Raw genomic sequence first — 23,016 nt, forward strand, 5'->3', positions numbered from 1 at the left:
GGCGCGTGAGTCGTACGGGCGTGCGCGCCGTACAGGCTCTCGTGGGTGCCGTGCAGGCTCTACGGAAGCCGCGAGTCACAGCTGCCACATAGGACACAGGGCGCACATGGTCACAGAGACCACGTGGGCCAGGAAAGGCCATACGGGCCCCACAGGCGTGTGTGAGTCACAAGAGTCCACAGGCCACATGAATTGAACAGGTCGGACAGGGACGGGAAGCGGACATGGGTGAACAGCAGAACGGCGGTGGGTCCCCCGGCCGTCGGCATGTGCACCCTGACGGCACGGCCTCCGGCCACACGTCCGGTCACGCGTCCGGCCCGGCCGTGGCACTCGACGACGCCGAGCTGGAGGCGCTGCTCTCCGCCGCCGTGCTGCGCGGGCACCGCGTGGACGCCGAGGGTGAGCAGCGTGCCGTGGCCGCGTTCCAGGCCGCGCGGGACGCGGGGGCACACCGAGCGCGCACCCGGCGTCGGGACGACTGGCGGCCCCGCGAGCAACGGCGGCTGGCGCTCTCGGTGAAGACCACGCTCTCCCTGTTCATTGCGAGTCTCGCGCTGGGCGGCGTAGCGGTCGCCACGATCGGCTCGTCCGACTCGTCGGACGGCCCTGCCGCCGACCAGGGCAGGCCGACCCGGTCGACCAGCACCTCCGACCTGCCGGTCGCCGAGCGCTCCTCCGCGGCGTCCGACGCCGCCTCCGGGAAGCCCGACCACCCGTCCACCGCCCAGGACACCGAGGCCCAGTGCCGCGCCTACGACCAGGTCAGGGACCGCGGTAACGCGCTGGACTCGACGGCCTGGCAGCGGCTCGTCACGGCGGCGGGCGGCGAGGACAAGGTGGCCGCGTACTGCGCCGAGCAGCCGGCGCGGGCGGCCACGAGCAGGCCGAGCCAGGCGGCCACGCCGGGCGGCGGAGCGGCGGGCGCGACGAACGGTGCCGACGACAACCGTGCCGACAACGGGGAGAGCCGCGCGGGCAACGTGAACAGTGGCGCGGGCGGCGACCAGGCCGACAAGGCCACTGTGAACGGGAAGAAGAACTGACCCACAGGGAAAGAGCCCTGACCTCGCGCCCCCCGGTATCTTCACCCGCAGGGCGGCGCGAGTTCTGCGCCAAGGCAACGGCCGGGGCCGCCACCCCCCACAGGAGAGGCCCCGGCCGTCGCGCGGCACGGGCCGCGCGGCGGCCCGTACTCTCTACAGCGCCATGAGTGCGTTTTCTGTCACACCCTGGCGTGTCACGAGTTAGTTGCATCCTCTACGGACATGGACTGGGAGCGGTTTCAGGACGTAACGTGCCTTTCGCGCCGCACCAGCGACAGGTGGCAGACGACCGCGACCGCCCAAAGGCCTTGGACAGCAACCATCAATTGAGGAACCACGACGGTGAGCAACCAGGTCCGCGAGAGCGGCGCCGGCTTAGGCGCAAAGAAGGGCGTGCGGTGCTGGGGGACGACGCGGAGCTGACAGCCGCGGTGCTTGCGGCACAGGACGGGGACGAGACCGCGTTCCGGACTGTGTACCGCGCGGTGCATCCACGGTTGCTCGGATACGTACGGACGCTGGTCGGCGACCCGGACGCCGAGGACGTGGCGTCCGAGGCCTGGTTGCAGATAGCGCGGGACCTGGAGCGGTTCAGCGGGGACGCCGACCGGTTCCGGGGGTGGGCCGCCCGGATCGCCCGCAATCGCGCGCTGGATCACATACGCATGCGAGGACGCCGCCCCGCGATAGGCGGCGACGAGACGGAACTGACCGGCCGGGCCGCCGAGTCCGACACCGCGGGCGAGGCCATCGAGGCCCTGGCCACCGACCAGACCCTCTCCCTCATCGCCCGGCTGCCGCAGGACCAGGCCGAGGCCGTCGTCCTGCGCGTGGTGGTGGGCCTGGACGCGAAGACCGCCGCCGAGACGCTGGGCAAGCGCGCGGGTGCCGTACGCACCGCGGCGCACCGCGGTCTGAGGCGCCTCGCCGAGCTCCTCGGCGAGGCGGGAGCCGATCCGGAATCGGCCGGCGTCCTCGACGCCCTGCCGCCGCAGCGAGAACCGCGCGACGGCGCGGTGACGTCCGCGAGTGTGACGCCTACGCGCGCGCGGACGCAGAAGGACATGTGATGGCCGACGAGCAGTACAGGTGGCTGGACCGCGATACGACGGAGCGTTTGCTGAGCGGAGAGCCACTGGACGCTGTCGACGCCGCCGCCGGGGACCAGGCCGCAAGGCTTGCCGAAACACTGGGTGCGCTGTCCGTGAAACCCGCGCTGACCAGCGACGAACTCCCCGGTGAAGCCGCTGCGCTGGCCGCTTTCCGCAAGGCGCGGGCGGACCGGGACAGTGAGCGCGCCGACCTCGGTGCGCCCGGCCGTGCCCACCCCTCCGACGCCGGGCTCGTGCGGCTCGGCGGCCGCTCCCGTCGGCGTACGCCCACAGTTCGCAGCCCGCGCTGGGCCCGCCCCGTGCGTCTGGGGCTGGCCGCCGCGCTGGCCGTCGGCATGGTCGGCGGGGTGGCTGTCGCGGCCGGAACCGGAGTCCTGCCCACGCCCTTCGACGACGAACCCGGCCCGGCCGCGTCGGTCTCGGCCGCCGAACCACCGGATGCGGAGCGCCCGCTCGCCTCGCCTCCGTCGGCGCAGGACGGCGAGACCGGCTCGCCCACGCCCGAGGTCACCACGAGCGGCCCCGCCGTCGAGGAGTCCACCCCGGCCGACAACAACACGGCCGAGGAGCGGGACACCGCCGAGAGCCCGGCCGGCCGGCCCGACGGCTGGTGGGAGACGGTCACCTCGGCGTGCCGTGATGTGCGCAAGGGCAAGGAGCTGGACCTTGGCCGCCAGCGGACCCTGGAAGGGGCGGCCGGTGGTTCGTCGCGCGTCGGGAAGTACTGCGACGACGTCCTGAAGAACACCGGCGGTGCCGAGACCAAGGTCGACAAGGGCCGCAGCGACGGCGATGACGACGCCGGGAGCGGCGACAAGGACGACGAGGGCAACGGCGGCGAAGGCGACGACGGCAAAGGCAACGACGACGACAAGGACAAGGGCGAGGACGACATAGCCCCCGGCATCCCCGGCGACCGGGACGGCGTGTCGTCCTCGCCGCCGGCTTTCGCGCCCAGTCGCCCGGAGAGACCGGCGACCTCGCCGCTGCCGACCGCCAGCCCGTCCCACTCGGCCTTCTGACCTGCGGTTTCGTTCCGCATTGAACTTCTCGCCACGCAGGGTGTGACATTTTCGGCCGCGGCGGCGCAGTACTGAATGAGCCGACTGGTCATCGGCCGTCGCACTGAGCCGGGGTTCCCCCCGTACCCACGGCTCGTGCACCTCGGCGCGGGCGGGACACGTTCCCCCGGTCCCGCCCGCGCCCCGAAACCCTCCCTCGCCTCACCAGTGCACGACGACCTTGTCGCCGTTGCGTACCTGGGCGAAGAGATCCGCGATCGCCGCCTCGTCCCGCACGTTGACGCATCCGTGCGAGGCTCCGGCATATCCCCGGGCGGCGAAGTCGGACGAGTAGTGCACGGCCTGTCCGCCGCTGAAGAACATGGCGTACGGCATGGGCGAGTCGTACAGCGTGGAGTGGTGGTGCCGGGACTTCCAGTAGACCCGGAACTCGCCCTCCCGGGTGGGTGTGTACGTCGATCCGAAGCGCACCGGCATCGTCGAGACCGTCCGCCCGTCGATCATCCAGCGCAGGGTGCGGCTCGACTTGCTGATGCACAGCACCCGGCCGGTCAGACAGCGCGGATCCGGGGCGTCGGCGGGCTGGCCGCCCATCAGATACAGGTCCCACTGGCCCGGCTCGCGCGTCATCTTCAGCAGCCGCTGCCAGGTGACCGTGTCGGTCTCACCCGTCTGCGGCAGCCCGCGCTTTCCTTGGAAACCCCGGACGGCCTGCTCGGTCAGGTCGTCGTACGTCCCCGTCGGCCCGTCGAACAGCCAGGCGACCTGCCGCAGCCGCGCCTGCAGCTCACGCACGTCCCGGCCCGTGTCACCGGGTGACCAGAGGACCTTCGGCGGCGCGGCGGGCGGGGACGGAGTGCTGGATCTGTCGTCCTGGTCCTCGCCTTTGTCTTCGGTGGGCCGGGAGGACGGTGTGGGCGTCGCCGGCCTGGTGCCGGTGATGTCGATGTGCACCGGCCCGCGGGGCTTTCCGTCCGCGTCCACCGCCTGCGCGGTGCAGCCGCACACCGTCACCAGCGCCGCCAGCGCGGCTATCGCTCTCCCGATGCCCGCAATACGCATGACAGCCCCCCGTCGTCTCACGGCCGCCCCACCCCAGGACGCCGACGTCACCTGAGATGTTCCCCGCGCATGACGGGTTGCGAACGGCGCGGCATCGTTATGAACAAGAAGTGAGTCGGTGCTCGGCGGGAGGCACACCATGGCGCGCGAGTCGGAGTCCGGACTGCCCATCGAGCCGGTGTACGGACCGGACGCCCTGGAGAACTGGGACCCGGCCGAGAAGCTGGGCGAACCGGGGTCGTATCCCTTCACCCGTGGCGTGTACCCGACGATGTACACGGGCCGCCCCTGGACGATGCGTCAGTACGCGGGCTTCGGTACGGCGACGGAGTCCAACGCCCGCTACCGGGATCTGATCGCCCACGGCACGACCGGCCTGTCCGTCGCCTTCGACCTGCCGACCCAGATGGGCCACGACTCCGACGCGCCCCTCGCGCACGGCGAGGTCGGCAAGGTGGGGGTGGCCGTCGACTCGATCGACGACATGCGGGTGCTGTTCGGCGGGATCCCGCTGGACAAGGTGTCGACGTCGATGACGATCAACGCCCCGGCGGCGCTGCTTCTGCTGCTGTACCAGTTGGTCGCGGAGGAGCAGGGGGTCAGCGCGGACCAGCTGACCGGCACGATCCAGAACGACGTACTGAAGGAGTACATCGCGCGCGGGACGTACATCTTCCCGCCGAAGCCCTCCCTGCGTCTGATCGCGGACATCTTCAAGTACTGCAAGGCCGAGATCCCCAAGTGGAACACGATCTCGATCTCCGGCTACCACATGGCCGAGGCGGGTGCCTCGCCCGCGCAGGAGATCGCGTTCACGCTGGCGGACGGCATCGAGTACGTCCGCACGGCGGTCGCGGCGGGCATGGACGTGGACGACTTCGCCCCCCGCCTGTCCTTCTTCTTCGTCGCGCGTACGACGATCCTGGAGGAGGTCGCCAAGTTCCGTGCCGCGCGCCGGATCTGGGCGCGGGTGATGCGGGACGAGTTCGGCGCGAAGAACCCCAAGTCGCTGATGCTGCGCTTCCACACACAGACAGCGGGCGTTCAACTGACGGCCCAACAGCCGGAGGTGAACCTGGTCCGTGTCGCCGTCCAGGCCCTGGCGGCGGTGCTCGGCGGCACACAGTCCCTGCACACCAACTCCTTCGACGAGGCGATCGCCCTGCCGACCGACAAGAGCGCGCGGCTCGCTCTGCGGACGCAGCAGGTGCTGGCGTACGAGACGGACGTGACGGCGACGGTCGACCCCTTCGCGGGCTCGTACGCCATCGAGCGGATGACAGACGAGGTCGAGGCGGCGGCGGTGGAGCTGATGGGCAAGGTCGAGGAATTCGGTGGCGCGGTCGCCGCGATCGAGCGCGGCTTCCAGAAGGGCGAGATCGAACGCAACGCGTATCGGATCGCGCAGGAGACGGACTCCGGCGAGCGGGTGGTGGTCGGCGTCAACCGCTTTCAGCTCGACGAGGAGGAGCCGTACGAGCCACTCCGCGTGGACCCGGCCATCGAGGCCCAGCAGGCGGAACGGCTCGCGAAGCTACGGGCCGAGCGGGACCGGGCGGCGATGGACTCGGCCCTGGACGCGCTGAGGAAGGCGGCCGAGGGGAAGGACAACGTCCTGTACCCCATGAAGGAGGCGCTGCGGTCTCGGGCGACGGTGGGGGAGGTGTGCAACGCGCTGCGGGGGGTTTGGGGGACTTACGTGCCGAGCGATGCGTTCTGAGAGGCCCGACAGGCGTAGGCCACGTGCCCGCGAGGCGGCTCCGGCCGGGCCGGGGGAAGAGGAGTGTCACACCCCCGTGCGACACTCCTTTTCATGTTCGGTGTCATCGATCTGCCCACCTACCTCGCAGGACTCGTCCTGATCGTCCTGCTGCCCGGCCCCAACTCCCTGTACGTCCTCTCCGTGGCCGCCCGCCGAGGAGTCCGGGCCGGATACACCGCCGCAGCCGGCGTGTGGTGCGGGGACACCGTGTTGATGACACTCTCGGCTGCCGGAGTGGCGTCTCTTCTGCAGGCCAACGCCGTGTTGTTCGGCATCGTGAAGTACGCCGGTGCCGGGTATCTGACCTGGCTGGCGATAGGGATGCTGCGGGCCGCGTGGGGAATGTGGCGGACCCGGCGGGAGCAGTCCGCCGGCGACGGCGCGGCCGCCGTCGGCGACGAGCGGCCCTACCGCCGTGCCCTGGTCGTCAGCCTGTTCAACCCCAAGGCGATCCTGTTCTTCGTCGCCTTCTTCGTGCAGTTCGTCGACCCGGGATACGCCTACCCCGCCCTGTCCTTCGTGGTCCTCGGCACCTTCGCCCAGCTCGCCAGCGTCCTCTACCTCAGCGCGCTCATATTCAGCGGCACGAAGCTGGCCGCCGCCTTCCGCCGCCGCAGGCGCCTGTCGGCGGGGGCGACCTCGGCGGCGGGCGTGCTCTTCCTCGGCTTCGCGGCGAAGCTGTCGCTGGCGAGCGCGTAGGCGCTTCGCTGAAGGTGCAGCTAGGTGCCGTCGGTCGTCTGCGGTGCCGCATATTGATACAGCCCCGCGCCCCTTCAGGGCGCTGCCGAACCGCAGTCGACTTCGCCCGGCCCGCTGAGCGGACGACGGCCTGGCCGACGCCCGCCTGGCAGGGTCTCCTCCGTCGCGTCAGCGTCGCGGTGACTGTCTGGCGGCGCGGGCGTTGACGATGGCGCGGGTCAGGACGGGCGGCAGCAGATCGACCGCGAGGCGGCGGGTGCGGCTGCGCCGGTGCCGGTGCCGGGCCGGCCGGGTCGCCTCCGGCGCGGACGCTTTCCCCGGCCGCTCGGCCACAGTGAGTTCGGGCTCGGGCTCGTCCGCGTGGCGGGAGAGCGGGAAGCCGGGAGCCTTCATGCCCCTGGACTTCAGCCGGACGAGACGGTGTCCGGCCGCGTGCTGCACGCTGAGCGCGCAGTCGTCCCGGCCGCGCACCATCGCCAGCAACTCCTCCTGCACGGGCCCGGGATCGCCCCAGGTGCCGTACAGCTTCTGCGTGCTCAGACAGATGGGCCGCAGCCCGCGCGTGAGCACGGCCTCCCACACGGCGACGGACACGCCGGGCGTGTGCTCGGAGCGGAAGTCGTCCAGGACGACGATCCCGTCGGGCAGCAGGACATCGCGGGCGGCGCCGATGTCGTCGTACACATGCTCGTAGAGATGTGAGCCGTCGACATGGACGAACCGGCATGAGCCGGGCTCGACCTCGGAGGGCACGATCGAGCTGGGGCCCTGCAGGACGCGGGGCAGTTCGTCATGGAAGGAGAGGTAGTTGGTCTCGAAGGCCTGGCGGGTGAGTGCGCTGTACGACTTCGTCGACTCGGCGCGGTTGGCGTCGTCCGGCGCGTCGCCCTCGAAGAGGTCGCACACCGTGTACCGCTCGCCGTCCTGTGGACGGCGCCCCAGGAAGATCGCGCTCTTGCCCATGTAGACCCCGACTTCCAGCAGGTCGCCGCGGACTCCCGCGACCTCCTGCCGGTCCAGGAGCCAGTTGAAGAGGACCTGGTCGAGTACGGGGAACCAGCCTGGAACATCGTCGAGCCGTCGGGGCCGCGGGGGTGCCTCATGTGCAGTGGTCATGGAAGGAGAACGCCCTTCCTCGTGCGAATGGTGCGGTCAGGGACTGCCCCAGCGCCTGCCCGGGGGACCAACCTGCCCAAACCAGTCGACAGGTGAATAACGGGTCAATTCCCTACGTACCGTACGCCGACAGTGCCCGTTCATCGAGTAACCGACGCCCGTGGCCACCCGGCTACCCCGGTCCGTGCCGCGTACTCCACCAGTCCGACGCCCGTCTCACCCGCCCAGCCCGCATAGCCGTCGGGGCGGACCAGGAAGACGCCGGTGTCGTACGTCTGGCGCACCCCGCACCTCGTGCGCCGGAACGCAGACCGTGGGGACAGGGAGCGCCGGACAGTGTCAGGCCTTCGGTGCCTGGACCTGTGTCAGTGACCGCCGCAGCAACGGCGTCGCCCACTTCTCCACATACCGGTTGAAAAGCCATGCCAGGGTCAGCATGATCGCCAGCGTGCCGGCCAGGGTCGCCCAGGACGTCAGGGCGAGGTCCTGGTGGAGGACCTCGATGACCGGCCAGCCCAGGTGCTCGTGGACCAGGTAGAAGGGGTACGTCAGGGCCCCCGCGACCGTCAGCCAGGGCCAGTCGGCCCAGCTCAGCCAGCCCAGCGCGACGGCCAGGACCGCGACGAAGCCGAAGGTGACGATCAGGATGATGACCGAGGCGGAACGGTAGGAGAACTGGTCCGGGTAGGGGCTGTGCCAGAGGCTGTCCACCGCCTCGTGCTGCCCGATCAGCCAGCTCACCGCCACGATGCCCCACGCGGTGACGTCCCGCCGGTTGCGGTACACCAGATAGATGCCCATGCCGCCGATGAAGAACGGCGCGTACTCCGGCATCACGACCAGGTCGAGGAACGGCTGGTCGGCGGCCTTGGTGATGGCGGCGAGCAGGGTCCACACGGCACACAGGAGCACCACCCGCCGGCGGTTCGCGCCCGGCAGCACGATGCACACGGCGAACAGCGCGTAGAAGCGGATCTCCACCCACAGCGTCCAGCACACGCCTAGCACCCGGTCCGCGCCCAGCGGCTGCTGGAGCAGCGTCAGGTTCACCAGCGCGTCACTCGGCGTCACCGCCTCGTAGGCCACGCCCGGCAGCGCGAACACGGCCGTCACCAGGATGACGGCCACCCAGTAGGAGGGCATCAGCCGGGCGACCCGGGAGGCGAAGAACGACCGCAGCGGACGGCCCCAGCCGCTCATGCAGATCACGAAGCCGCTGATCACGAAGAAGATCTGGACGCCGAGACAGCCGTAGGCGAACCACGAGTGCAGCGTCGGGAACTGGACCTTCGGTGACGATCCCCACGCATGGGTGACCTCACCGCCCCGGCCGCCGTAGTGATAGAGGGCGACCATCAGCGCGGCCAGCAGCCGCAGCCCGTCCAGGGCGCGCAGCCGGCCTCCGGAGCTTCTGGTCCGCGGCCGGCCGCTCGCGGCCTGACGCGGTCTCTCCGGCGCGGGAGCAGCGGGTCGGGGCTTCGCTGTGCTGACGACCGTCTCGGTCACGCTCGTATACCTCGGCTACCTCGTTTGTCCGCAGGCCTGTTCGGGCGCCCATCTTGCCCAAGACGCCCGTATCAGTCATAACCCCCGGAGGTGTCTGTCAACGCCCTTTGACGCCGCCCGCCACCTTAAACGTCGTTCGACGGAATTCCGTTCGACGGAAACACGATTTGCCCACCGGTCCCGAGCGGTTCACCTTGTCGTCGTATTGGTTTCTTACTGTTCTCCAATCCACCACGTTTACCCAGGCAGATCCTTGCCTGCTTCGTCATATCCAGAGCAGGAGCACCATGACGGTTCGCAGCAGATGGGCCCGTCCCCGGACAGGGGACCCGGCATCGGCGGCCACTGACGCCGGGCCGCCGACCGCACAGGTGAACCCGGCCGAGCTGGAGGACTGCCTGCGTGCCTGTGCCGTCCACAGCGGCAAGCTCGTGGGCAGCCTCGACCGGCACCGCACAGCGCTGGCCGAGAAGCTGCGCGAACTGCTCGCCCTGTGGGCCGCACAGGAGCAGCCCCAGCCGGCCGCGACGGGTGGTGCCGGCAGCCTGATCCGGCGCGGCGCCAAGGCCGTCAGCGGCGGCGGGCTGAGCAACGAACTCCTCGACGCACTCCTCGCCGTCGGCAACAAGGCCCTGGACTGCGGCTACGACGACGAGCTGAACCTCGCCCTGCTCATCAACGACACCGTGCTGACCCAGCGCAAGAACTCCCGCGCCGGCTGGCGGCTGCGCGGCCGACTGCTCGAGGAGATGGGCCGCCCGGCCGCCGCCGTCGAGGCCTTCGACCGCTACCTGAGCCTCACTCAGGAGGACGGCTTCGGCGTCCGCGCCAAGGTCGCCGGCCTGCGCATCGCGCAGGAGCGGCGCGGCGAGCTGCTCGCCCTGCTCGAGCGGACCGTCCCGGACGCCGCCTCCTTCGCCGCAGGCCCGGCGACCGACGTGTGGGCCGAGGGGCTCGAGGCGCACTCCGCCGGCGACTGGGACGCCGCCCAGGCCCGCCTCGTGGGAGCGCTGCTGGCCATGGACCGCGCTCAGGCCCCCGAGCAGGAGTTCCAGGAGGCGCTCAGCCACTACCTGGACCTGTGCACCGGCATCCACCAGCGGCCCACCCCCGAACTCACCGAGGCGATCGCCCTGTTCGCCGAGCAGCGCCGCAACCGTATGCGCGGCCCGCTGTCCGACCCGCTGTTCGGCGGCCTGCAGTGGATCAGTCTCGGCGAGTTCCGCAACAGGATCGCCGGCAAGTCCATCTGCCTCATCGCCAACTCCGGCAAGGTCGGCGAGAGCTCGATGGGCGCCGAGATCGACGCCTACGACCTGGTCGTACGCTTCAACTCGTACAAGATCGACGCGGTGCACACCGGCAAGCGGACCGACATCCACGTCTCCATCCACAAGCACGGCTTCAACTGGGACCAGCCGGTCGACACCCGCCTGATCTTCGGCGGCGTCTCCGGCGACTGGAAGTGGTCCCTGCGCAATCGCCTGGTGCCGGGCGCACAGACGTACCTGGGCGACGAGTCGCTGCGCTGGCCCGTGCGCAACATCGGCAAGCTGGGCGCCGACGTGTGGCCCGCCATCCCGACCTCCGGCTTCAACATGCTCTGGCTGCTCGACTTCCTCGACGTCAGCCCGACCCTCGACCTGATCGGCTTCGACTTCTACGAGAGCGGTGCCTACCGCATCGACGCAGCGATGAAGATGCCCATCACCTCCGTTCACGAATACACCAGCGAGAAGGCGTGGGTCATGGAACGGGCCCAGAGCGTCTCCGGCATGAGGATTTCCCTGCGATGACCGCGACCCACATATCCGCCGCCGAGCCTCGCACCGCGGCCCCGGCCACCGATGCCCGCGCGCTGACCGGCAAGCGCCGTATCGCCTTCGCCAGCTTCGTGGACGAGAACTACCTGCCCGGTTTCCTCGCCCTGCTGCGCTCCCTCGCCCTGTCCAACCCGGGCGTGTGCGAGGACTTCATCGTCCTGCACGACGACCTCAAGCCGTCCTCCGTAGCCCGCATCCGCGCCCTGCACCCGCGCGTGAGCTTCCGTCGTGTCGACGCCGACCACTACGACTCCTACGCCAAGGGCGACCAGGACAACTACCTGGTCCGCAAGGCGTACTTCATCCTCGACGTCTTCAAGATCCGCGACTACGACACCGTGATCACCCTGGACACCGACATGGTCGTCCTCGGTTCGCTCGCCGAACTCCTGTCGCTGCGCGAGGGACTCGCCGCCGTACCGCAGTTCTTCTACGGCCAGCACAAGCTCAACAGCGGCCTGCTCGTCATTCAGAAGGAGTACCTGAGCGACGAGTTCTACGCGAAGATCGACCAGGTCGGCCGCAGCGGCTCCTACGAGCTCGACAAACACGACCAGGGCATCCTCAACGCCGTCCTCGACGGCGAGTTCGTCCGCCTCGACGCGAAGTACAACTTTGTGAAGCGGCGGCTGTCCGGCGACCTCCCCGTCCCCGACGACACCGCCATCCTGCACTTCACCGGCCGCCACAAGCCCTGGCAGGGCGGCGAGGCCGGCTACGAGCAGGCCCAGGAACGCTGGGCCGAGTTCGACATGAGCGACGCCGAGCTGCAGGCCGCCTACCTCACCGGCGGCGGCACCATGCACCACGACCTGCTGGTGCACTTCGGCACCCCGCACGTCGAGCGCACCGGCCATGTCGACACCGCCCGCCGCGTCGCCCACGCGCACATCGCCAAGGGTGACTACCAGGCCGCCGTCGACATCATGGAGCGCGTCCACCTCCCCATCGACGAGGCCTGGCCGCACGAGGTCTACGGCCACGCCCTGATGAGCGTCTCCCGCTACGAGGAGGCCAGGGCCCAGCTGCTGCTGGCCAGCGCCGCACCCAACCGCGCCGCGACCGCTTTCGCCCGTCTCGCCCAGATCTCCTGGGTGCACGGCGACGACGCCACCGCGCAGAAGTACGCCGTCCAGGGCCTCACCGTCGACCCCACGCACCGGGCCAGCCGCATCTGGCAGCAGCGCACCCTCGGCGTCCCCGCCCAGCAGTCCGGCAGCCCCGCCGAGCAGCTCGCGCACGTCGCCTTCTACATGGACCGGCAGGGCAACGCGGGCGACAAGCTGCTCCCGGAGAGCGTGCGCCTCGGCTTCGACCCCGACACCACCGGCCGCCGCTGGCACTCGGTGCACGCCCACCGCCTGTTCGACGAGGCGGCCCTGGAGCGCGTCAACGCCCGCCGCGGACTGGTCATCGGCGGCGGCGGCCTGTTCATCCCGGACACCATGCCCAACGGCAACAGCGCCTGGCAGTGGAACGTCCCGGACGAGCTGCTGAAGCGCATCGACGTGCCGATCGCGGTGTACGCCGTCGGCTTCAACGCCTTCGACGGGCAGTCCTACCGCGCCCAGCGGTTCCGGGAGTCGCTGCGGCTGCTCGTCGAGAAGTCGGCCTTCTTCGGGCTGCGCAACCACGGCTCGATCGAGAAGGTACGGGCCATGCTCCCGGCCCATCTGCACGACAAGGTGCGCTTCCAGCCCTGCCCGACCACGGTCACCCGCCAGCTCGTCGCGAACTGGCAGGACCCGGCGAGGCGCGACGACACCATCCTCATCAACGCCGCCTACGACCGCGCGGGCCTGCGCTTCGGCCACGACTACGGCTACTTCCTGGCCCAGATGGCCAAGGCGGTCAGGGAGCTCGGCAACCTCGGCGACGTGCAGTGCGTGGCGCACTCGCTCGACGACGAGAAGCTCGCCTTCGACCTGCGCCGCGAGCACGGCGTCTCGATGCCGGTCATCCCGATGTACGACTTCGAGAACGACGAGATCCGCGACCTGTACGCCAGGACCAGGCTGGTCATCGGTATGCGCGGCCACGCGGGCATGATCCCGTTCGGCTGCGGCACGCCCATCATCAGCCTGATCTCGCACCCGAAGATGGCGTACTTCCTGCGGGACATCGAGCGCCCCGAGTGGGGTGTGTCCGTGCACGACCGCAACCTCGCCGACGTGCTGGTGGAGCGCTCCCGCGACCTGCTCGCCGACCATGACCGGACCGTCGCCGACGTGCACGGCCGGCAGCAGGAACTGTGGAAGATCACCCAGGCGAACGCAGCGGAGCTGCGCACCATCCTGGGCGGCTGACACACGACAAGGGCCGCCCGGCCGGGACATGCATCCCGGCCGGGCGGCCCTTTTCAATGCGAGCGGGCCCCTCGCTCAGCTGCGCACCGCCCTGCGGACCAGCCGCTTGATGCGGGTCATCGGGGAGCGCCCGGCGGCCTGGCCGCGGTCCTGCTCGTAGGCCTTCTTCAGCTGCTCGAAGTGGTCGGCGCGGGTGCGGCTGAGGTACTCGTCCGAGGTGAGCGGCCTGGCGATGGCCCAGGCCTGCTTGTGCTTGCCGTCGTAGTGGGCGACGTACGCCTTGGCCAGCTCCAGCACGGACTTGAACGGGATGCCGCCGGTGTGGTCGCGGTCGATGCGCTCCTGCACCGCGGAGATCAGTTCCAGCTTCTTGTCGTAGCTGAAGCTGTCCTCGCTGATGGCGGTCAGCACGTCCTCGGGAATAGGCTTGACGACCTCGAAGGCGAGGGTGGAGCGGATCGGCGGGCCGGCGATCTCGATGTACGGCAGCAGGGCGCCCGTGCTGTAGTGCAGCCAGGGCAGGCGCGGTCCCGCGAAGTCCTGGTGCAGGACGACCGATCCGGGCCGCAGCCGGGTCAGGAACCGCTCGGACACACACTTGAACACGCGGGCCGTCTTGGCTATGTCGATGTGCAGGAACTCGACGGGCGTGCGGTCGTCCGGGTCGGAGGTCTGCCAGAGGTCACCGGCGTGGATCTCCAGGAAGGGCAGGAACGGCTCCAGCCGCTGGCGGAACTCGTTCAGGAAGGAGTTGTCGCCCTCGGGTGCCTTGCCCGCGTCGAAGAACTTCTCCGTGGCGAAGGTCCCCTTGCCGACCCGGAAGAAGTCGTAGGCGTGCAGCCGTCCCGTCTTCTCGTCGAACACCGGGCTCTCGTGCAGCCCCATGGCCAGCGCGTACGTCGAGCCGCCGCCGCCGGAACCCAGCTCGACCAGTCGGTCCTCGCCCGTGAGGTGATGTCGGCCCAGCAGGTAGAGGAACTTCAGCTCCCACGTACTCACCTGTGTGTAGGGCAGGTTGTCCGGGAGCTGGACATCGTCGAAGAGAGAGTAGAGTCGGCCGAGGTTCGTCATAGGGGGCCTCACGGATCGGTTGAGGTTGTTCTGAAAACCTGGTGCGCGATTGCGTGATCGTAGGCACCTTCACGACCGACCTGTTCGATTGTTCCCGGCTGTTCATCTGCTCTTCGCCGAAGCGCGGGGAACAAGGGAAACCTGGTGACCGTCTGGGCGCGGCGGGTGGGCCACCCGCCGCGCCCGGACCTCAGCGGCGTACAGCCTTCTTCAGCGCCCGGGCCTGCCGTACCACCCGGCGTGCCGCGGAGTTGCGGGGCAGGAACGACAGCCGCTCCGGGATACCGCCCGGCAGCCCCTGCGAGGTGAGCCGGCGCTTCTTGAAGTAGCGCTGGGTGCGCGGCCCGAGGTGCTGGGAGAGGAAGCGTTCCGCTGCGGGCCTCAGGTCCGCCTTGATCTGCGGCTGCATGGTGAAGCCGACCGCCTCGACCAGACCGGTCAGCAGCTCGTCCGCGACCGTCTCCTCGCCCTTGCCGTTCTCCAGGTCCGGCAGCAGCGCGTCGGCCAGGGTGACCGGGAGGCGGTTGCTGTTCTGGTAGGGGGTGAGCCGGTCCAGCAGCGGCGTGGTGCCGATGCGGGCGACCGGCAGGTCGTAGAACGCGGACGCGGTGAACAGCGCGGTCGAGAAGCAGCCGACGACCAGCGCGGGCCGCGCCTTGGCGAACAGCACCTCCGCGAGCACCGGCGTGTCCAGCACGGTGAGGTCGACGCCGAGCTTCTCGGCCTCGCTCTCCAGGGCGCGGCTGTAGCGGGCCGGCGCGGTGGGGTGCGGCTTGAACACGATGGAGCGGTGCCCGCGGGCCACCGCCCCCCGCATCATCCGCACATGCAGGTCCTCCTCCTCGGCCGGGGAGAGGATGTTCAGCGCGGACAGGTACTGGCCGAGCAGCAGCGCCGCGCTGTCCGGCAGCAGGGGCAGCTCCCCGGCGGTGTCCGTGAGGCCGCTCATCACCTTCAGGAAGGCGTCCGTCGGCACCATCTGCGCCGGCACGTCGAACTCGGTGAGCAGCAGCGGCGTGAGCCCCGGCACCAGGTCCAGGTGCAGCAGTCGCCGCACCCGGGTGCCGACCAGCGGGTCGATCTTGTTGCGGGTGGGGCCGTAGCTCATCAGCCCGTCGGCGTAGACGACGAGGGGGGCGCCGGTGAAGATCTGGGCCAGCCCGAGCGCCGGGTTGACCTGGATGGACTCCATGACCAGCTCCACCCGGTCGTCGCCCAGCCCCCACAGCAGCCGCAGATAGCGCTCGAACAGCGGCAGGTCGTCGGGGCGCGGCGCCCAGGCACCGGGGTGGAAGGGCCGGATCGCCTCGTTGTACGACAGGACGTCGTCGAAGTGGTCGCGCAGCGTGTCGAAGCCCGGCATCTCGTCGACGGCCGGGGTGGTCTCCGGCGTCGCCGAGTTGTTGAACACCAGCAGCACCCGGCGGTCCGCCTCGGCGAAGCAGTCCGAGTCGATGGCGGCGGCCAGGGTCGCGGCGCCGTACAGCGTCGAGACGCAGAAGATCTGGGTGGTACGGGACATCAGGCAGCCGCCTTCGCTGTGGTGACCCGGCGCCGCAGCCGCCGCAGCTTGGAGGCGCGGCGCAGGTCCATGGTGTCGAGTACGTCGCCGAGCGCGTCCTGCGGCATGCGCTTTATCGCCGCCGCGCTCATGATCCGCAGCTGCTTGGCCACGGCCGGTTCGAACTTGTCGATCTCCGACAGGTGGTGGGCGATGATCGCGCAGTAGGTGCGCACCGCCTTGGGCAGCAGCACGTCGGCGTCACGGTCCGCCGCCGTCTCCTCGACGACCTGGTCGAAGGCGCGGATGAAGTCGAGCTGGCGGACGTCACCGATCTGCGTGAGGGAACCGGTGACGCCGCGCCGGTAGAACACGCCGAGCAGGTTCAGCACGGCGAAGGACTCCGCCTCGCGGTGCAGCTTCCAGATCCACGGCCGGTCCTCGGCCGTGCGCAGCCCGTCGGTGAAGTGCAGGACGCCCTTGTCCAGCAGGCGGCGGTGGAAGGCGCCCGCCCAGGCGTAGGCGTAGTCCACGGAGGTCGTGCGGTGGGCGGGCAGGATGTGGTCGCGGGGGTTCATCACCTCGTACCGCCGCCCGACGGGCGCACGGGTCACGCTGCGGGCGCGGGCGGTGGCCTGCACATGGTCGGTGCGCACGAAGTCGCAGCCCAGCTCCTCGATGGCCGCCACCAGCTCGGTGTAGTAGCCCGGGGCCAGCCAGTCGTCACCGTCCAGGAAGGTGATGTACTCGCCGGTCGCGGCATCGAGGCCGGTATTGCGAGCGGTGGCCAGCCCTCCGTTTTCCTCTCTGCGGATATAGCGCACCTGAGCGACCGCGGAGAGTTCGTCGGCCGCGCGTTCGAGAATGGCCGGCGTTTCGTCCTTCGATTTGTCATCGACCAGGATGAACTCGAAGTCCGGCCTGGCGTTGGCGCGAAGGCTTCTCAGGTTGTCGGGGGCGTATTGCTGCACGTTGTAGAACGGCACGATCACGGAAAGCTTTGGCACCTGCGAAAGCCTAGGAGGCGGCCCCGCTGTGGAACTTTCCGGTGAGGGTACTGAGGGTGAACTCAATGTGTCGGAACGGTGCATCCCGTGTACTTCCTGGAGTTCGGCGGGGCAGTTCGGCTCTCGGTGGGTTGCTGTTAACTTTTCGTTGAGGCGAGGTTGGCCAGCAACTAGAAATTGCTTCCTAGCGTCTGGGACGTGCCACCAAGTACAACGAAGCCCACGCGGATCGCAGTACTCGCGGACTCCGACACCCGATGGAAATGGGGTGCCCTGACCGCGAGCCGTATCGCTCCGGGCCCGTCCATGGAAGCCGGACCGCAAGGCGAGGCGCAAGTTGCCCCTGCCCTGGACGGATTTCTGCTGCGCGGCCGGGCGACCCCCACCCCCCGCCAACTGGCCGAAGTGGGCGTCCGCGCCGACTCCCTCCGGGAGGTCACGGCCGTCGAGTTCCTGCGGATCATGGCGCAGGAGTCGTACGACGTCCTGGTCCTCTCCCTGGTCGGCGGCGGCGTCCAGGCGATGCTGCACGGCCTCGGGCGTGTCTGGCAGGACCGCGAGACGCGGCCCGTCGTCGTCACCGGCTATGTCGGCGTCGTCTACGAGAAGCTCGCCGACGGCCTTCTGCTGCGGCACGGCGCGGACCTCGTCCTCGCCAACTCCCGCCAGGACGCGGAGCGTTTCCGCGCGGTCTACGACGGGGTCGGCGCCGACTCCTCCGCGGTCACCGAGGTGGCACTGCCGTTCCTGGGCGGCGCGAAGTACACCGGCGAGCACGACCCCTACACGGTCGTCTTCGCCGCCCAGCCGTCCGTTCCGGAGAGCCGCAAGGACCGGACGTACCTGCTGGACCGCCTGGTCCAGCACGCGCGGCTGCACCCCGGACGCGAGGTGCTGCTCAAGCTGCGCTCCAAGCCGGGCGAGCACACCACCCACATCGAGGAACTGCCGTACCAGAAGCTGGCGCAGCGGCTCGGCGAGCTGCCCCCCAACTTCAAGCTCGTCTACGGCAACATGGGCGAGGTCCTGGACCGCACGGACCTGCTCGTCACGGTCAGCTCGACGGCCGCGCTGGAGTCCCTCCACCGCCGGATCCCCACCGTCGTCCTCACCGACCTCGGCGTGCGTGAGGTACTCGGCAACCACCACTTCGTCGGCTCCGGCTGCCTCGCCTCCTGGGACCAGCTCGACGCCGGGCACCGGCCCACTCCGGACGCCGACTGGGTGGCCCGGCAGGGCGTCGCAGCGGACGGTTCGTACGACACGGCCTTCGACGCGGCCCGCGAGCGGATCACCAAGCTGCTCGGCCGGCCCGGCGGACTGCCGCCCCTGACGCCGTACTACACACCCGCGACCGCCCCCGGCTACCTGCCCGGCATCCTCGCCCGCCACCACCTCGGCCCCGACGGCACCCCGCTGCCCGGCGCCCCCGCCCACGACAAGGAGCCCGGCCCGGTCCGCCAGATAGTCCGCCGCGCCGCTCGCGGCGCCTACCGGCACGGCGTCCAGCGGGTCGCGCCCGTCATCCGGCGGATGGGGGAGCTGTGAGCCACGGGACCTCACCTCACGCACGTCAAGGAGTAGAGCCAATGTCCAACCCGGAAGCGGGCCGAGGCGCTGCGGTGCGCCGGGTGCTCGCGGTGATCCCCGCGCGCGGCGGCTCCAAGGGCGTGCCCGCGAAGAACCTCGCCCCGGTCGGCGGCGTTCCGCTGGTGGCCCGCGCGGTGCGCGAGTGCATCGCCAGCCGCCTGGTGACCGACGTCGTCGTCTCCACCGACGACCAGGCCATCGCCGCCGCCGCCCGCTCGGCCGGCGCCGAGGTCGTGCTGCGCCCCGCCGCCATCGCCGGTGACACCGCCACCTCCGAGGCCGCCGTGCTGCACGCCATGGACGCCCACGAGGCGCTGCACGGCTCCCCGGTCGACGCCGTCCTGCTCGTCCAGTGCACCAGCCCGTTCCTCATCCGCGAGGACATCGACGGCGTGGCCGGCGCGGTCGTCGAGAACGGCGCCGACACGGCCGTCACCGTCGCACCCTTCCACGGCTTCATCTGGCGCGACGCCGACGCCGAGGCCGCGGCCGACAGCGTCGTCACCGCCGCCGACTCCCTCAGCACGGGCGGCGGCTACGGCGTCAACCACGACAAGTCCTTCCGCCCGCGCCGCCAGGACCGCCCCCAGGACCTGCTGGAGACCGGCGCCGCCTACGCGATGAACGCGGCCGGCTTCCGCGAGCACCAGCACCGCTTCTTCGGCCGCACCGAGCTGGTGCGCACCGACCCCGCGCGCGTGCTGGAGATCGACGACCCGCACGACCTCGCCCGCGCCCGGGCCCTCGCGCCGCTGTTCGACGCGGACCGCCCCGGCGCACTTCCGACCGCCGCCGACATCGACGCGGTCGTACTCGACTTCGACGGCACCCAGACGGACGACCGGGTGCTGATCGATGCCGAGGGACGGGAGTTCGTCTCCGTGCACCGCGGAGACGGCCTCGGCATCGCAGCCCTGCGACGCAGCGGCCTGACCATGCTGATCCTGTCCACGGAGCAGAACCCGGTCGTCGCCGCCCGGGCCCGGAAGCTCAAGATTCCGGTGCTGCACGGCATCGACCGGAAAGACCTCGCGCTGAAGCAGTGGTGCGAGGAGCAGGGCATCGCGCCGGAGCGCGTGCTCTACGTCGGCAACGACGTCAACGACCTGCCGTGCTTCGCCCTCGTCGGCTGGCCGGTAGCGGTCGCGAGCGCCCACGACGTGGTACGCGGCGCCGCACGCGCGGTCACCACCGTCCCCGGTGGCGTCGGCGCGATCCGAGAGATCGCCGGCTGGATCCTCGGACCCTCTCTCGACTCTCTCGACCCCTCCACCAAGTAAGGAAAGTTCCTGCCATGAGCACCAACTCCCGCCTGCGTACGTTCGGTTCCCGCGAGGTCGGCCCCGGCAAGCCCGTCTACATCTGCGGCGAGATCGGCATCAACCACAACGGCGAGCTGGAGAACGCCTTCAAGCTCATCGACGTGGCCGCCGAGGCGGGCTGCGACGCGGTCAAGTTCCAGAAGCGCACCCCGGAGATCTGCACCCCGCGCGACCAGTGGGACATCGAGCGCGACACCCCCTGGGGCCGGATGACCTACATCGACTACCGCCACCGCGTGGAGTTCGGTGAGGCCGAGTACCGCCAGATCGACGAGTACTGCAAGGAGAAGGGGATCGACTGGTTCGCCTCCCCGTGGGACACCGAGGCCGTCGCGTTCCTGGAGAAGTTCGACGTCCCCGCCCACAAGGTCGCCTCCGCGTCCCTGACGGACGACGAGCTGCTGAAGGCGCTGCGCGCCACCGGCCGCGCCGTCATCCTCTCCACCGGCATGTCGTCGCCGAAGCAGATCCGCCACGCGGTCGAGGTCCTCGGTTCGGACAACATCCTCATGTGCCACGCCACCTCCACCTACCCGGCGAAGGCCGAGGAGCTGAACCTCCGCGTGATCAACACGCTGGAGAAGGAGTACCCGAACGTCCCGATCGGCTACTCCGGCCACGAGACGGGCCTGCAGACCACCCTCGCCGCGGTCGCGCTCGGGGCGACCTTCGTCGAGCGTCACATCACCCTGGACCGCGCCATGTGGGGTTCGGACCAGGCCGCCTCGGTCGAGCCGCAGGGCCTGACCCGCCTCGTCCGCGACATCCGCACCATCGAGGAGTCCCTCGGTGACGGCGTCAAGAAGGTCTACGAGTCGGAGCTCGGCCCGATGAAGAAGCTGCGCCGCGTCCAGGGCGTCGTCGCCGAGGCGGAGATCGCCGCGGCGGCGGGCGAGCCGCTCCAGGTCTGACGGCACCGTCAGCCCCTCACAACCCCACAACGCCCTACGACGGGACGGTCGTACGCCGATGAGCCCCCGCGCCGGGAATGCCGGCCCTCACACTCTCGCCTTCGTCGAGAGTCCGGTACAGCTCCTGAACGTGCTGGAGTGGGCGCATGTCCACGCACCCGGCGCGGGGCTCACGCTCGTGGTCCTCTCGCCCGTCGACCCGATGACCCGCGGTCAGCTGCGGCGGATGGCGGAACTGGCGCGTGAGGAGGGCTACGAGGTCCGCTGGGAGGAGGCGCGCGGCGGCGCGTCGGCACCCTTCCAGACGATCGGCGGGCTCATGGGGCCGCTGCGCCGCGCGGAACGGATCGTCATGGGCGATCCGTTCTCGCGGTACGTACAACTTCTGCTGACCATCACGCGGGCCCGTGACCTGGTGGTCGTGGACGACGGGACGGCGACGATGGAGTTCGTCGCCCAACTCGCCCGCGGTGAACGCCTGGAGCGCTGGCACCGGCGGGGCAGCCGTCCCGGCCCGCGCGATCTGCTCTTCGCCCCGGTGTCGTCCTCCGCCCGGCGCCGCCTGACGCCCGGCGAGCGCCGCCGGGTCGAGATCTTCTCCTCGATGCCGATCGACGAGGCACCGGGCGGCGTCACCGTCACCGCGAACGACTTCTCCTGGACCCGCACCCGCTTCGGCCCGCCCCGCATCACCAAGAGCGCCGACATGGTCGGCACCTCGCTGGTCGAGACGGGCGTCGTGGACGGCGAGCGGTACATCGACGCCGTACGGTCCCTCGCCAAGGCGCACGGGGCCCGCCGCTACTTCGCCCACCGCCGTGAGAGCACCGACAAACTCCACCGGCTCGCGGTGGAGACGGGCCTGGAGATCGTCCGCCCCGACCTGCCCCTGGAACTCATCGCCCGCCGCGGCCCGGTCGGCCGCACGATCCTCAGCTTCCCGTCCACGGTCGTCCACACCCTCCCGCTGGCCCTCGTCGGCACGGACGTCCGCGTCGCCGTCTGCGACATCAACCCCGAATGGCTCACCCGGACCGCCTCACCGCGCGCCCAGGGCTTCCTGGACGGGGTGACGGGGACGGCACGGGATGTGCATCGGCTGTCGGCGGTGCGGGCGGTGTAGCGATCCGCGAATGAGAGGATGCGCGGACCGCAGCACTCGCAAGCAGGGGGAGAGGCATGGAGATACTCGTGTTGTCCGGCGTTCTGGCGCTCGTCGTCGGGGGGTGCGTCTGCGTCGTGTGGGCGGAACGGGGCGGCCCGCGCTGGGTACGCGTCGTGGCCGCCGTCACCCGGACGGCCGGCGAGCTGCTGAGCCGCTCCGGAAGTTCACGCAGTCGCTCCGGCTCAGACGACTAGGGATTTGCGGGCCAGCAGGAACGCCCGCGGGCGCTTCTCCTCCTCCTGGGGCTCGCGCACCACACGGGCGTGGACGTCGAGGCCGGCCTCCGTCAGGAGATCGGCCACCTTTTCGGGCGTACGCCAGTGGTAGTCGAGGGCGATCTCGTGGCCGAAGCGTTCCGTGAGGTGGAGACGGTCCTCCGTGTCGCCGTACTGAAAGCCCACCAGGACGTGTCCGCCGGGGAGCAGAACGCGGTGGAACTCGGCGAACGCCGCAGGCAGGTGCTCGTCCGGGACGTGGATGATCGAGTACAGCGCCAGCACGCCGGCCAGTGTCCCGTCCGGCAGGTCCAGGCTCGTCATCGAACCCACGTGGAAGCGCAGACCGGGGTGCGCCCGGCGGGCCAGCTCCACCATCCGCGGGGAGACGTCCACACCGAACACCGGGACACCGAGGCCGTCCAGCATCGCCGTGACCCCGCCCGGGCCCGAACCCAGGTCGGCCACAGGGGCGGGGGCGTGTGTGCGGGTCAGATCGGCGAAGGCGCCGACCACGGCCCGGTCCAGGGGCAGGCCGGGGCCGTCGGGGAAGTGGGCCGCGTAGTCGTCGGCCATCGCGTCGTAAGAGCTGCGGGTGGCCTCCAGGAAGGCCGCGTCCAGATCGGTCACGGTCGCGCAGGCTACCGGGGGAGCGCGTGCCGTGGGCGTCCGACAGATGAACGGGAGCGCGCGGGTGGGGCTGGGCGTGGTATGCGTGGAGGAACGCGGTGCCCGTGATCGGCTCAACCGGTAAAAACCGGCGAGTTTACCCACCCAAGT

The 23,016-nt window shown here is 70.3% G+C and carries 20 protein-coding genes; 12 read left to right on the forward strand and 8 right to left on the reverse strand.

The genetic code is table 11. The features are described 5' to 3' along the window. Positions 1-224 precede the first annotated feature (224 nt). The 3 genes from StrepF001_RS33665 to StrepF001_RS33675 all read left to right on the forward strand — a co-directional run bounded on the left by StrepF001_RS33665 (position 225) and on the right by StrepF001_RS33675 (position 3,180). The gene (locus tag StrepF001_RS33665; protein WP_129801967.1) at positions 225-1,046 is read left to right on the forward strand and encodes a hypothetical protein; all 822 of its coding nucleotides are present in this window, start codon (positions 225-227) and stop codon (positions 1,044-1,046) included. Between the two features lie 398 nt (positions 1,047-1,444). Then, positions 1,445-2,116 (forward strand): RNA polymerase sigma factor, encoded by a 672-nt coding sequence (locus StrepF001_RS33670; protein WP_129801968.1) that lies wholly within the window; start codon positions 1,445-1,447, stop codon positions 2,114-2,116. Then, positions 2,116-3,180 (forward strand): hypothetical protein, encoded by a 1,065-nt coding sequence (locus StrepF001_RS33675; RefSeq protein WP_129801969.1) that lies wholly within the window; start codon positions 2,116-2,118, stop codon positions 3,178-3,180. The genes StrepF001_RS33670 and StrepF001_RS33675 overlap by 1 nt, the downstream gene beginning before the upstream one ends. Before the next feature lie 201 nt (positions 3,181-3,381). Here the strand turns inward: StrepF001_RS33675 and StrepF001_RS33680 are convergent, their stop codons facing one another. Next, entirely contained in the window at positions 3,382-4,242 is an 861-nt protein-coding gene (locus StrepF001_RS33680) for a L,D-transpeptidase family protein (protein WP_129801970.1), read from the reverse strand. Positions 4,243-4,381: 139 nt separating this feature from the next. Between StrepF001_RS33680 and StrepF001_RS33685 the strand changes: the two genes are divergently transcribed. Both StrepF001_RS33685 and leuE read left to right on the forward strand, forming a co-directional pair. Further along, a complete protein-coding gene (locus StrepF001_RS33685) occupies positions 4,382-5,962 on the forward strand; it encodes a methylmalonyl-CoA mutase family protein (protein ID WP_165396440.1) in 1,581 nt (526 codons plus the stop codon). A gap of 93 nt (positions 5,963-6,055) precedes the next feature. Continuing rightward, the gene (gene leuE, locus StrepF001_RS33690; RefSeq protein WP_129801972.1) at positions 6,056-6,703 is read left to right on the forward strand and encodes a leucine efflux protein LeuE; all 648 of its coding nucleotides are present in this window, start codon (positions 6,056-6,058) and stop codon (positions 6,701-6,703) included. 168 nt (positions 6,704-6,871) lie between these two features. Here the strand turns inward: leuE and StrepF001_RS33695 are convergent, their stop codons facing one another. The 3 genes from StrepF001_RS33695 to StrepF001_RS33700 form a co-directional block, all read right to left on the reverse strand. After that, the gene (locus StrepF001_RS33695; RefSeq protein ID WP_129801973.1) at positions 6,872-7,819 is read right to left on the reverse strand and encodes a class I SAM-dependent methyltransferase; all 948 of its coding nucleotides are present in this window, start codon (positions 7,817-7,819) and stop codon (positions 6,872-6,874) included. 140 nt (positions 7,820-7,959) lie between these two features. Beyond that, positions 7,960-8,103: a hypothetical protein gene (locus StrepF001_RS45865; protein WP_165396437.1), complete on the reverse strand. Its 144-nt coding sequence runs from the start codon at positions 8,101-8,103 to the stop codon at positions 7,960-7,962. A 55-nt stretch (positions 8,104-8,158) separates the two neighbouring features. Continuing rightward, positions 8,159-9,325, reverse strand: a complete 1,167-nt coding sequence (locus StrepF001_RS33700; RefSeq protein ID WP_129801974.1) for an acyltransferase — start codon at positions 9,323-9,325, stop codon at positions 8,159-8,161. 287 nt (positions 9,326-9,612) lie between these two features. On the opposite strand from StrepF001_RS33700, the gene StrepF001_RS33705 reads away from it, so the two are divergent. After that, the gene (locus StrepF001_RS33705; protein WP_129801975.1) at positions 9,613-11,121 is read left to right on the forward strand and encodes a tetratricopeptide repeat protein; all 1,509 of its coding nucleotides are present in this window, start codon (positions 9,613-9,615) and stop codon (positions 11,119-11,121) included. Further along, positions 11,118-13,454 carry a glycosyltransferase gene (locus StrepF001_RS33710; RefSeq protein ID WP_129801976.1) on the forward strand — a complete coding sequence of 779 codons (2,337 nt, stop codon included), beginning with the start codon at positions 11,118-11,120 and terminating at the stop codon, positions 13,452-13,454. The genes StrepF001_RS33705 and StrepF001_RS33710 overlap by 4 nt, the downstream gene beginning before the upstream one ends. Positions 13,455-13,529: 75 nt before the next feature. On the opposite strand, the gene StrepF001_RS33715 is transcribed toward StrepF001_RS33710, so the two are convergent. From StrepF001_RS33715 to StrepF001_RS33725, 3 genes are all read right to left on the reverse strand, one after another. Further along, a complete protein-coding gene (locus StrepF001_RS33715) occupies positions 13,530-14,525 on the reverse strand; it encodes a hypothetical protein (RefSeq protein WP_129801977.1) in 996 nt (331 codons plus the stop codon). 190 nt (positions 14,526-14,715) lie between these two features. Next, positions 14,716-16,047: an alpha-2,8-polysialyltransferase family protein gene (locus StrepF001_RS33720; RefSeq protein ID WP_129801978.1), complete on the reverse strand. Its 1,332-nt coding sequence runs from the start codon at positions 16,045-16,047 to the stop codon at positions 14,716-14,718. Further along, positions 16,047-17,033 carry a glycosyltransferase family 2 protein gene (locus tag StrepF001_RS33725; RefSeq protein WP_129801979.1) on the reverse strand — a complete coding sequence of 329 codons (987 nt, stop codon included), beginning with the start codon at positions 17,031-17,033 and terminating at the stop codon, positions 16,047-16,049. Before StrepF001_RS33725 ends, StrepF001_RS33720 begins: the two co-directional genes overlap by 1 nt. 198 nt (positions 17,034-17,231) lie before the next feature. Between StrepF001_RS33725 and StrepF001_RS33730 the strand changes: the two genes are divergently transcribed. Genes StrepF001_RS33730 through StrepF001_RS33750 form a run of 5 tightly spaced genes read left to right on the forward strand, consistent with a single transcriptional unit; the run spans position 17,232 to position 22,215 of the window. Further along, positions 17,232-18,581 carry a DUF6716 putative glycosyltransferase gene (locus tag StrepF001_RS33730; protein WP_129801980.1) on the forward strand — a complete coding sequence of 450 codons (1,350 nt, stop codon included), beginning with the start codon at positions 17,232-17,234 and terminating at the stop codon, positions 18,579-18,581. A 41-nt stretch (positions 18,582-18,622) separates the two neighbouring features. Next, entirely contained in the window at positions 18,623-19,903 is a 1,281-nt protein-coding gene (locus StrepF001_RS33735) for an N-acylneuraminate cytidylyltransferase (protein WP_129801981.1), read from the forward strand. A gap of 14 nt (positions 19,904-19,917) precedes the next feature. Next, a complete protein-coding gene (locus StrepF001_RS33740) occupies positions 19,918-20,856 on the forward strand; it encodes an N-acetylneuraminate synthase family protein (protein WP_129801982.1) in 939 nt (312 codons plus the stop codon). Positions 20,857-20,914: 58 nt separating this feature from the next. Further along, positions 20,915-21,979: a hypothetical protein gene (locus StrepF001_RS33745; protein WP_129801983.1), complete on the forward strand. Its 1,065-nt coding sequence runs from the start codon at positions 20,915-20,917 to the stop codon at positions 21,977-21,979. A 56-nt stretch (positions 21,980-22,035) separates the two neighbouring features. Continuing rightward, entirely contained in the window at positions 22,036-22,215 is a 180-nt protein-coding gene (locus tag StrepF001_RS33750) for a hypothetical protein (RefSeq protein ID WP_129801984.1), read from the forward strand. Here the strand turns inward: StrepF001_RS33750 and StrepF001_RS33755 are convergent. After that, positions 22,204-22,866: a class I SAM-dependent methyltransferase gene (locus tag StrepF001_RS33755; RefSeq protein WP_129801985.1), complete on the reverse strand. Its 663-nt coding sequence runs from the start codon at positions 22,864-22,866 to the stop codon at positions 22,204-22,206. The genes StrepF001_RS33750 and StrepF001_RS33755 overlap by 12 nt on opposite strands. Positions 22,867-23,016: the final 150 nt, after the last annotated feature.

Origin of the sequence: Streptomyces sp. F001 (genome assembly GCF_004187715.1) — a bacterium.
In the GTDB taxonomy this organism is placed as follows: Bacteria; Actinomycetota; Actinomycetes; order Streptomycetales; family Streptomycetaceae; genus Streptomyces; species Streptomyces flavusporus.